This is a genomic window from Lederbergia ruris (assembly GCF_018332955.1).
Classification (GTDB): Bacteria; Bacillota; Bacilli; order Bacillales; family Bacillaceae_C; genus Lederbergia; species Lederbergia ruris.
Genome location: NZ_BORB01000163.1, coordinates 1 through 255, shown reverse-complemented (window position 1 = coordinate 255; position 255 = coordinate 1). Strand labels below are relative to the sequence as shown.

1 pseudogene is annotated in these 255 nt (G+C 38.0%); it reads left to right on the top strand.

Going from position 1 to position 255, the window contains the following annotated elements:
• Nucleotides 1-255 (top strand): annotated as a pseudogene (locus tag KI363_RS21850) (IS3-like element ISSth1b family transposase); the annotation flags it as partial.

The window sequence follows — 255 nt, the reverse complement described above, 5'->3', positions numbered from 1 at the left end:
AGCGCAAGTGCGGAAAACGATATAATTTGAAGCGCATTCGTCGTTTGATGATTTTATTAGGCTTAAAATCATTTATCCGCCGTTCGAATGGATATTCCACCAAAACAAGCTACGTCAACATCGAGGAGAATATTTTGAACCGGGAATTTACGGCAGACAAGCCAAATCAGAAATGGGTAACGGATATCACACATTTAAAATACAGCCTGAGTCATAAAGCTTATTTAAGTGTCATCAAAGACCTTTATGATGGTT